The organism is Erythrobacter sp. (assembly GCF_023653175.1).
In the GTDB taxonomy this organism is placed as follows: Bacteria; Pseudomonadota; Alphaproteobacteria; order Sphingomonadales; family Sphingomonadaceae; genus Erythrobacter.
On sequence record NZ_JAMNXL010000133.1, the window covers coordinates 1 to 10,055 of the forward strand.

Annotated in this window: 10 protein-coding genes; 7 read left to right on the forward strand and 3 right to left on the reverse strand. The window is 66.1% G+C overall.

The window, feature by feature from the left end:
• Both NBV68_RS13870 and NBV68_RS13875 read left to right on the forward strand, forming a co-directional pair.
• Positions 1–801 (forward strand): deoxyribodipyrimidine photo-lyase (locus NBV68_RS13870; RefSeq protein ID WP_296310724.1); only part of this gene is annotated, 801 nt, incomplete at its 5' end.
• A 70-nt stretch (positions 802–871) separates the two neighbouring features.
• On the forward strand, positions 872–2,107 hold the full coding sequence (locus NBV68_RS13875) for a serine hydrolase domain-containing protein (RefSeq protein ID WP_296310725.1): 1,236 nt from the start codon (positions 872–874) through the stop codon (positions 2,105–2,107).
• Positions 2,108–2,117: 10 nt separating this feature from the next.
• On the opposite strand, the gene NBV68_RS13880 is transcribed toward NBV68_RS13875, so the two are convergent.
• From NBV68_RS13880 to purF, 3 genes are all read right to left on the reverse strand, one after another.
• Positions 2,118–2,465: a PilZ domain-containing protein gene (locus NBV68_RS13880; protein ID WP_296310726.1), complete on the reverse strand. Its 348-nt coding sequence runs from the start codon at positions 2,463–2,465 to the stop codon at positions 2,118–2,120.
• A gap of 148 nt (positions 2,466–2,613) precedes the next feature.
• Complete coding sequence (locus tag NBV68_RS13885) at positions 2,614–3,336, reverse strand: SDR family NAD(P)-dependent oxidoreductase (protein WP_296310727.1); 723 nt, start codon at positions 3,334–3,336, stop codon at positions 2,614–2,616.
• Positions 3,337–3,342: 6 nt separating this feature from the next.
• Positions 3,343–4,845, reverse strand: a complete 1,503-nt coding sequence (gene purF, locus NBV68_RS13890) for an amidophosphoribosyltransferase (protein ID WP_296310728.1) — start codon at positions 4,843–4,845, stop codon at positions 3,343–3,345.
• 219 nt (positions 4,846–5,064) lie between these two features.
• On the opposite strand from purF, the gene NBV68_RS13895 reads away from it, so the two are divergent.
• The 5 genes from NBV68_RS13895 to dnaE form a co-directional block, all read left to right on the forward strand.
• Positions 5,065–6,318, forward strand: a complete 1,254-nt coding sequence (locus tag NBV68_RS13895) for a lipoprotein-releasing ABC transporter permease subunit (RefSeq protein ID WP_296310729.1) — start codon at positions 5,065–5,067, stop codon at positions 6,316–6,318.
• Positions 6,311–7,006, forward strand: a complete 696-nt coding sequence (locus NBV68_RS13900) for an ABC transporter ATP-binding protein (RefSeq protein WP_296310730.1) — start codon at positions 6,311–6,313, stop codon at positions 7,004–7,006. Before NBV68_RS13895 ends, NBV68_RS13900 begins: the two co-directional genes overlap by 8 nt.
• A 56-nt stretch (positions 7,007–7,062) precedes the next feature.
• Positions 7,063–7,347: a hypothetical protein gene (locus tag NBV68_RS13905; protein WP_296310731.1), complete on the forward strand. Its 285-nt coding sequence runs from the start codon at positions 7,063–7,065 to the stop codon at positions 7,345–7,347.
• Positions 7,348–7,374: 27 nt separating this feature from the next.
• Positions 7,375–7,854: a glutathione peroxidase gene (locus NBV68_RS13910; protein ID WP_296310733.1), complete on the forward strand. Its 480-nt coding sequence runs from the start codon at positions 7,375–7,377 to the stop codon at positions 7,852–7,854.
• 76 nt (positions 7,855–7,930) lie between these two features.
• Positions 7,931–10,055: DNA polymerase III subunit alpha (gene dnaE, locus NBV68_RS13915; RefSeq protein WP_296310735.1), on the forward strand; the 2,125-nt coding region annotated here is incomplete at its 3' end.

A 10,055-nucleotide genomic window follows, 5' to 3' on the forward strand; every position in this document is an offset into this window, starting at 1 on the left:
GATATGTGGACCCCGGGTGAGGCTGGTGCGCGCGAACGGCTTGAGAATTTTGCCGATAAGGCCAAATTTTATGACGAGAAACGCAATCTGCCATCGGTTGCGGGTTCGTCATTCCTTTCACCGCATCTGCACTTTGGCGAGATTTCGCCTGCGGCGTGCTGGCACGCGACCATGCATGCGGGCGGGTCCGTTGATGTGTTTTTGAAAGAGCTGGTGTGGCGGGACTATGCACAGAATGTGATTGTCCAGATGCCCGAATATGGCGCGAAGAACGCCCGCGATGCGTTCGACAGGCTGCCGTGGCGCGACCTATCCGATCCAGCGGTACAGGCCGATTTCGTGGCATGGACCAAGGGCCGAACGGGTTACCCAATCGTTGATGCCGGGATGCGGCAATTATGGGCGACCGGATGGATGCACAACCGCGTGCGGATGATCACCGCGAGCTTCCTCATCAAGCACCTGCTGATCGATTGGCGCGAGGGCGAGAAGTGGTTCTGGGACACTTTGTGCGATGCGGACTACGCCTCTAACGCCACCAACTGGCAGTGGACCGCAGGCACCGGGGTGGATTCCAACATGTTCAGCCGGATCATGGCCCCGCTCAGCCAGTCCGAAAAATTCGACGCCGCGCGCTATATCCGTACGTACGTGCCCGAGCTGAAGGGCATCGACGAACCCTATGTCCACGACCCGGAGGAATTCGGGCGCAGGCCTTCGGGCTATCCGCGCAAGATCATCGGCCACAGGCAGGCGCGTGAGCGGGCGCTGGCGGCATTGAAGACGATCAAGACCGGCTGACGGGGGCTTGCTCCTGCGGCCCGCGACCGCCTATGCACCCTGCAACAAAAGCAGACGAGAGGGTGACATCATGGGCTTGAAGAACGGCATGCTGGCGGGCGCGGCGCTGGCCCTGACCTTGGGTTTGCCGCTGGGCGGTCTGGCACCGCTCCACGCGCAGACCGCCAAGGATGCGCCCGCGCTGGCGGTTCCGCCGCAATATCCCGAAAAGCCCGCCGCGCGCCTGACCCAGCCGCCGCCGCGCGACCCGTCCGAGCTTGCGGTGCTGTTCTGGTCCGATGCCCAGCGCACCGAGCGTTTCCGGGCGATGGAACAGTGGTTCGCCGGCCACGAGGTCCCCGCCGCCGCCACCCCCCGTGCGCTGCCCCAGGGCGCGCCGCTCCCCGAGGCGCTTCGCGCAGAAATCACCGCGCTGATGAAAGCCAGCAACACCGCCGGAGTGATGGTGCTGGTCGATGGCAAGGTGGTGCACGAGGAATATGGCCTCGGCATGGGCCCGCAGGATCGCTGGACCAGCTTCTCGGTTGCCAAGAGCTTCACCTCCACCCTGCTCGGCGCGGCGGTGAAGGATGGGTTCATCACCAGCCTCGATGATCCGGTGACCAAGTATATCCCGGGCCTTGCTGGCAGCGCCTATGACGGCGTCACGGTCAAGCAGCTTGCCACCATGACCAGCGGCGTGAAGTGGGACGAAAACTACACAGACCCCAATTCCGACGTCGCGCAGATGAACCGCTTCGTGGTCGAATACGGCGCGGACGCGATCGTCGCGCAGATGAAGGCGCTCCCGCGCGAGGCCGAGCCCGGCCAGAAGTGGGTCTACAAGACCGGCGAGACCAACCTCATCGGCGTGCTGGTCGAGAATGCCGTCGGCAAGCCGCTCGCGGAATATGCCAAGGCCAAGATCGTCGATCCGGCGGGCTTTTCGGGCGACCTGTTCTGGATGGTCGACCCGCGCGGCGGCAATATCGGCGGGTGCTGCCTGTCGATCCGGCTGTCGGACTACGCCCGGATGGGCCAGTTCGCGCTTGAGGGCGGGGGCGCGCAGGTGCCGACGGGCTGGTTCGCCGAGGCAACCGATTCGCAGGTCGACTTCGGCGACAGCGGCTTTGGCTACGGCTACCAGTGGTGGACCTATCCGCAAGGCACCTACGGCGCGCAAGGGATCTTCGGGCAGGCCATCACCCTCTTCCCCGACAAGCGTATGGTGTTCGCCTATATCGGCAACTGGAAGCAGGCGAGCGGCGGGGCGGAGCGGGGCGAGTTCCTCGACCTCGCTCGCAAGATCGCGGCCGCCGCCGAATAGCGAGCCGCCGTCAGAGCGTCGGGCGATAGGCCCCGGCGTTGGTGTAGCGCTGCAGGACGTTGTCGTGGACGATCGGGCTGAGCAACTCGCTGAAGGCGCAGCCGACCACACAATTGTCCCACCACACCACTTCGGCCTGGAGCGATTCGAGGCCGGGGAGGGTCAGCCAGCACATCTGGCCTTCGTGCATGCGGTTGATCGAGGCGGCCGAGAAGCCCGAGATCGACAGATCGTGGACCACGCTCTGGAACGCCCGGCCGCCCGAGGCACGCAAGGTGGCCGGGATCGTCAGCCGGGTGCGCGGGCCGCAGCGGTCTTCCTGAGCAGCAGTGCGATAGGGATCGGTATCGGGCGGCATTGCCGTTGGCCTTGTGTCGAAGCTTGGGGTCTCTCGGAGCGGTTAGGTCCACACAAGGGTGTGCACCCGCGTTCCTTAAGCGAGGCCTTCGAACAATGGTAAACGGCTGATTAGGTGAAAACTGCCCCGCGCGCGGCGGGAACGGGGCTCAGCCGATGCGTTCGCGGTAGAGCCCCTCGAAGCCTTCGACCAGCAGCGCGGTGAGCCGCTCGGCGACCACTTCGGGGCCCTTGAGCTGCGAGGCGTCCTCGCCCGGATAGGCGCGCGCGCGCATCTCGGTGCGGGTCGCGCCGGGATCGACGATCGCGACGCGAAGGGGGCTGAGGCGCTCGACCTCGGCGGCATAGGTCGCGAGCAGGTTCTCGAAAGCCGCCTTGGTCGCGCCATAGGCACCCCAATAGGGGCGCGGGGCGGCGGCGACCGAGCTGGTGAGGCCGATGATCCTGCCCGCCTTGGCGCGTCGCAGCAGCGGATCGAAGCCCGCGATCAGCGCCTGGGTCGAGACCACATTGGTGAGCAGCGCCTGGTTGAACTGCTTGGGCTCCATTTGCGAGGCGGGCGTCAGCTCGGGCAGGTAGGCGGCGGCCAGCACCATGATGTCGAGCGTCTCCCAGCGCCCGGCGATGGCGGCGGCGAGGCGGCTGACCGCGTCAGGCTCGGTCAGGTCGAGCGGGGCGATGGTCGAGGTGCCGCCAATCGCGTGGATCGCGTCCTCGACCTCCTCCAATGCCTTGACCTTGCGCGAGACGAGAATGACGTGCGCGCCCGCCGCCGCAAGCGCCCTCGCGGTAGCGGCGCCGATCCCGCGGCTCGCTCCGGTGACGAGCGCGGTCTGGCCAGCGAGCGGCTTGGTGCTGGGAGTGTCGGTCATCGGGTGTCAGGCAGCCTTGGGGTCAGCGAAGGGAAGCTGGGCGCTCTTGGCCTCGGCAAGCGCGAGGTCGGTGAGCGAGGTCGGATATTCGCCGGTGAAGCAGGCGTCGCAGAACTGCGGGCAGGCCTTGTCGCGCCCCTGCTTGCCGACCGCGCGGTAGAGCCCGTCGATCGAGATGAAGGCGAGGCTGTCGGCCTTGATGAATTCGCGCATCGGTTCCAGCTCCATGCGCGCGGCGAGCAGCTTGGAGCGTTCGGGTGTGTCGACGCCGTAGAAGCAGGAATGCGCGGTCGGCGGGCTGGCGACGCGGAAGTGGATTTCCTTGGCCCCGGCTTCGCGCATCATCTCGACGATCTTGAGGCTGGTGGTGCCACGCACGATCGAATCGTCGATCAGCACGATGCGCTTGCCTTCGACGAGGGCGCGGTTGGCGTTGTGCTTGCGCTTGACGCTGGAGTTGCGCGCGCCGTCGCCCGGCTGGATGAAGGTGCGCCCGACATAGTGCGAGCGGATGATGCCGAGCTCGAAGGGCAGGCCCGATTGCTGGGCAAAGCCGATCGCGGCCGGAACCCCGCTGTCGGGGACGGGGACGACGAGGTCGGCATCGCACGGGGCTTCGATGGCAAGCTCGATCCCGATCGCCTTCCTCGCCTCGTAGACCGAGCGGCCGGCGAAGACAGAATCGGGGCGGCTGAAATAGACGTGCTCGAAGATGCAGGGGCGGGGGCTCGGGCTGCCGAAGGGGCGCACCGAGCGGATCTCGCCGGCGAAATCGACCAGCACCAGCTCGCCCGGATCGATCTCGCGGATCAGTTCGGCGCCGACCACGTCGAAGGCGACGGTTTCGGAGGCGAACAGGATCGCGTCACCCATGCGGCCCATCACCAGCGGGCGGATGCCGAGCGGGTCGCGGCAGGCGATCATGCCCTCGGGCGTCATCACGATCAGCGCATAGGCGCCCTCGACCAGCCGTAGCGCATCGACCAGCCGGTCGGCGATGGTGGGATAGCGGCTGGTGGCGACGAGGTGGATGATCACCTCGGTGTCCGAGGTCGACTGGAAGATCGAGCCCTTGTTCACGAGGTCCGTGCGCAGGGTCATGGCGTTGGAGATATTGCCGTTATGCGCCACCGCAAAGCCGCCGCTGGCAAGGTCGGCGTAGAGCGGCTGGACGTTGCGCAGGCCCGAGCCGCCGGTGGTCGAATAGCGCACATGGCCTGCCGCCATGTGGCCGGGCAGGGCGGCGATGGCCTCGGAGGAGGAGAAATTCTCGGCGACATGGCCAAGCCCGCGGCTGGCGTAGAATTCGCTGCCATCGAAGCTGACGATCCCGGCCGCTTCCTGCCCGCGGTGTTGGAGCGCGTGGAGGCCCAAGGCGGTGGTCGCCGCCGCCTCGCCGGCGCGGATGACGCCGAAGATGCCGCATTCCTCGCGCAGCTTGTCACCATCGGCATCGAGGAAGGGATGGGTCACATTATGGAGGTTCATCGCAAGGAGGCTCATCGGCATCACCAGACCTGTTCGCGTGTACACCCGCGTTGGCGCGACCCCCCAATGGCGATGTGACGGATCAATTACAAGGGAAAGGAGCCCCGCGCTGCCCGGCTTTTTGGCGACAGCGGTGTGACAGGCCCCTATCCGGGAAGAGCATGTTCGCGGGGATTGCCGCGCGCGCCGCAGCGCCCTACATGCGGCGGCAACCTCCTCTCTGGGCGCACCTTACCGCACATGCTCTCCCCCTTCGAATGGATGATCGCCAAACGCTACCTCTGGCCGGGCAAGGGGGAAGCGTTCATTGCGCTGGTCGCGGCGATTTCGGTGGGGGTGGTGTCGCTCTCGGTCGCGCTGCTGGTGGTGGTGATGAGCGTGATGAACGGCTTTAGGGCCGAGCTGCTCGAAAAGATCACCGGTTTGAACGGCCATGCGGTGGTGCAGGCCGTGGGCGGGCGTATCGACGACTGGCAGGGCGTGATGAGCACGCTCGAGAAGACGCCCGGCGTGGTGTCGGCGACGCCGATGATCGAAAAGCCGCTGCTGGTCAGCCATAACGGCAATGTCGAGGGCATCCTGCTGCGCGGCCAGACCGACAAGGACCTCGCCGCCTTGCGCGAAAAGGTGCTGCTCGGCGACATCGGCGGACTGTCGCAGCCGCCCGGGCCCGAGGGCTTCGCCAAGGTCGCGGTCGGCAGCCGGCTGGCGCAGAACCTCGGCATCCGGGTGGGCGACGTGATCACCATCATCAACCCCGCGGGCCGCTCCACCCCCTTCGGCACCACCCCACGCCAGGTGCCTTATGAAGTGGGCGCGATTTTCGAGATCGGCATTTCGACCTTCGACGAGAAGTTCATCATGCTCCCCCTCGCCGAGGCGCAAAGCCTGCTGCTGATGGGCGATTCGGTGGCGCAGATCGAGGTCAAGGTCGACAACCCCGACAAGGTCGGCGAAATCCTCGCCCCGGCGCGCGACCAGCTTTCGGGCCGCACCGTGATCTCCGACTGGAAATCGATGAACTCCGCCCTGTTCGAGGCGCTTCAGGTCGAGCGCGTCGCGATGTTCTTCGCGCTCAGTTTCATGGTCGTTGTCGCATCGTTCAACATTCTTTCGAGCCTCGTCATGCTGGTGCGCGCCAAGACCCGCGACATCGCGATCATGCGCACCATGGGAGCGACGCGGCGCAGCTTGCTCAAGATCTTTGTCACCACCGGCACCACCATCGGCGTGATCGGCACGGGGACGGGGCTGCTGCTGGGCTCGGTGATCCTGTTCTTCCGCGAGCCGATCGTGTCCTTCATCGCCTTTGTCACCGGCCAGCAGATCTGGGACCCCGAGGTGCGCTTCCTCTCGACACTGCCCTCGCGCACCGATCCGTGGGAAGTCTTCGGGATCGTGGTTCTCGCGCTGGGAATGAGCTTCCTTGCCACGCTCTATCCGGCCTTGAAGGCGGCCAATACCGATCCGGTGCAGGTGCTGCGCTATGAGTGACACCGCCCCCATCGTCGCCCAGCCGATTGTCGCGCTCAGGGGCCTCAAGCGCAGCTTCGAGCAGGGGGGTGAACGGATCGAGGTGCTGCGCGGGGTCGACCTTGCGATTGCGCCCGGCGAGATCGTTGCGCTGCTCGGCCCGTCGGGCTCGGGCAAGTCGACGCTGCTGCAAGCCGTGGGGCTGCTGGAAGGTGGCTTCGAGGGCGCGATCAGCATTGCCGGCACCGCGGCCGAGGCGCTGGCGGGCGACGCGCGCACCAAGCTCAGGCGCGAGCACCTGGGCTTTGTCTACCAGTTCCACCACCTCCTCCCCGATTTCGATGCGCGCGAGAATGTGGTGATGCCGCAGATGATCCTCGGCACCCCCCGCACAGACGCCGAGGCGCGGGCCGACAGCCTGCTCTCCAGCCTCGGCCTCGGCCATCGTCTCACCCACCGCCCAAGCCAGCTGTCGGGCGGCGAGCAGCAGCGCGTCGCTGTCGCCCGCGCGCTCGCCAACCGGCCGACGCTGGTGCTGGCCGACGAGCCGACCGGCAATCTCGACGAGCACACCGCCGACGCCGTTCTCGCCCAGTTCCTCGCGCTGGTGCGGGGCGAGGGCAGCGCCGCGCTGGTCGCGACCCACAATGAACGCCTCGCTGCAAAAATGGACCGGGTGGTGCGGCTGAAGGAAGGCGTGCTGATCTAGGATAAGTCGCTTGCGCCTCCGAGCCGCCAAATTGGGACGAAAGGAGAGAGGCGACTATGTCAGACCACCCCAGCACCACACAGGGCACCGGCAACCATTCGGACGAGACGGCGTGGGACGATCGCGCTTCGATCCTCCCCGCGGTGCAGGACGCGCGGATTCCCGATGGCGGCGTGCCCCTGATGCGCGGCACCTTTGCCGAAATGATCCACCGGCTCGCGATGCTTCCCGAGGAGGACCGGGCGGGCTACGTCATCGCCAAGGCCGGTGACCGCAGCTACACTGCCGAAGAAGCAATGGCGCTTGCCAGTCGCCCCGATTTCCCTGCACAAGACCCCTGACCAGACCGGTCGCGCAAGGGGGCCTGCATGACGACGATCGCCGATTTCACCGTCACCACCAACCGCGGGGCCGAGCTGGCCTTGAAGGACAAGCTCGGCCAGGTGCTGCTGGTGGTCAACACTGCCAGCCAATGCGGCTTCACGCCGCAATATGACGGGCTGGAAAAGCTCTACCAGACCTACAAGGATCGCGGCTTCGAGGTGCTCGGCTTCCCCTGCAACCAGTTCGGCGCGCAGGAGCCCGGGGATGCCGAGGAGATCGCCGAGTTCTGCAAGGTCAATTTCGGCGTCACCTTCCCGCTGATGGCCAAGATCGACGTCAACGGCGCAAACGCTTCGCCGCTCTATGGCTGGCTCAAGACCGAGGCCAAGGGGCTGATGGGCTCGACCTCGATCAAGTGGAATTTCACGAAGTTCCTGATCGGGCGCGACGGCACGGTGGTGAAGCGCTACGGCCCGACCGACAAGCCCGAGGCGATCGCGAGGGACATTGAGAAGCTGCTCTGATTTTTGCGCTGCCCTGTGCACAACATAAGCGTTGGGGGCGCTTTGAGAATCGGCACGACTTCCTAGATTGCGGAGCATGCCCTTCGCCCCCTTCGTCCCCTTGCGCGTGCTCTCCTCCTACTCGATGCTCGAGGGGGCGATCGATCCCAAGGACATCGCCAAGCTGGCGAAGGAGCGCGGCTTTCCGGCCATCGCGATCTGCGACAGAAATGGCCTCTACGGCATCATGGCCTTCGCCGCGGCGTGCAAGGGCGAGGGCGTGCAGCCGATCATCGGCGCGCTGCTCGGCGTCGCGCGCGGGGATGACAGGGGCACGGTCGATTATCTGGCGCTCTATGCGCAGGACGATGCGGGCTATGACAACCTGTGCCATCTTGTCTCGGCGGCGCATCTCGATCGCCCGCTCGAGCGCGATCCCCATGTCACCCTTGCCGACCTTGAAGGTCGGACCGACGGGCTGATCGCGCTCACCGGTGCGGGCGAGGGGGGGCTCACGCGGCTGATGGCCGAAGGGCAGCAGGATGCGGCCGGGCGGCTGGCCGACCGGCTCCAGGCGCTGTTCCCCGGGCGGCTCTACATCGAACTCGCCCGCCACGGCGATCCCGTCTGCGAGCGCGCCGAGAACGCGCTGGTCGACCTCGCTTACGCCCGCGATCTCCCGCTGGTCGCCACCAACCCCGCCAACTTCGCCGAGCCGCACATGCACAAGGCGCACGACGCCATGCTGTGCATCGCGGGCTCGACCCAGATCGAGGCGGATGATCGCCCGCGCTCCAACCCGCAGGCCTTCGTCAAGCACGCGAGCATGATGGAGGAGGCCTTTGCCGACCTTCCGGAGGCCACCGCTAACACGCTGGTCATCGCCCAGCGCTGCGCCTTCGCGCCGCCCTATCGCAAGCCGATCCTGCCGAGCCTTGCGGGCGATCTTGCGGGCGAGGCGCGGATGCTCGCCGAGGACTCGCGCAAGGGGCTCGAGGCGCGCCTCGCCGCCTATCCCGATCTCACCGAGGAGGAGCGCAAGGTCTACGCCGACCGCCTCGAATTCGAGATCGACGTGATCGTCAAGATGGGCTTTCCCGGCTACTTCCTGATCGTTGCCGACTTCATCAAGTGGGCGAAGGATCAGGGCATTCCGGTGGGGCCGGGGCGCGGTTCGGGGGCGGGCTCGGCGGTCGCATGGGCGCTGACCATCACCGATCTCGATCCGATCAAGCTTGGCCTGCTGTTCGAGCGCTTCCTCAACCCCGAACGCGTCTCGATGCCCGACTTCGATATCGACTTTTGCGAAACGCGCCGCGGCGAGGTGATCCGCTATGTGCAGGCAAAATACGGCAGCGATCACGTCGCGCAGATCATCACCTTCGGCAAGCTGAAGGCCCGGGCGGTGCTGCGCGATTGCGGGCGCATCCTGCAGATGAGCTACGGGCAGGTCGATCGCCTCTGCAAGATGGTCCCCAATCACCCGACCGACCCTTGGACCCTGCCGCGTTCCTTGAATGGCGCAGCGGACTTCAAGCGCGAATACGACAATGACAAGGAGGTGAAGCGCCTCGTTGACCTCGCGATGCAATTGGAAGGCCTGCCGCGCAATTCCTCGACCCACGCGGCAGGCGTGGTGATCGGCGACCGGCCGCTGGCGAAACTGGTGCCGCTCTACCGCGACCCGCGTTCGGACATGCCGGTGACGCAGTTCGACATGAAATATGTCGAAAGCTCCGGCCTCGTGAAGTTCGACTTCCTCGGGCTGAAGACGCTCTCGGTGCTGCGCAAGGCGGTCGACCTGCTCGAAGCGCGGGGCATCACCATCGATCTGGGCGGCCTGCCGCTCGATGACGCGCAGGTCTACCACCTCATGCAGGCGGGCAATACCGTCGGCGTGTTCCAGCTCGAATCCGAAGGGATGCGCCGGACGCTGAAAGCGGTGAAGCCGACCAATTTCGGCGACATCATCGCGCTCGTCTCGCTCTATCGCCCCGGCCCGATGGACAACATCCCGCTGTTCGGCCAGCGCAAGGCGGGGCAGGTACCGATCGAATATCCGCACCGCAAGCTCGAAGGCATCCTCGCCGAAACCTACGGGATCTTCGTCTATCAGGAACAGGTTATGCAGGCCGCCCAGGTGCTCGCCGGCTACACGCTGGGCGAAGCCGACATGCTGCGCCGCGCGATGGGCAAGAAGGTGCAGGCCGAGATGGACGCCC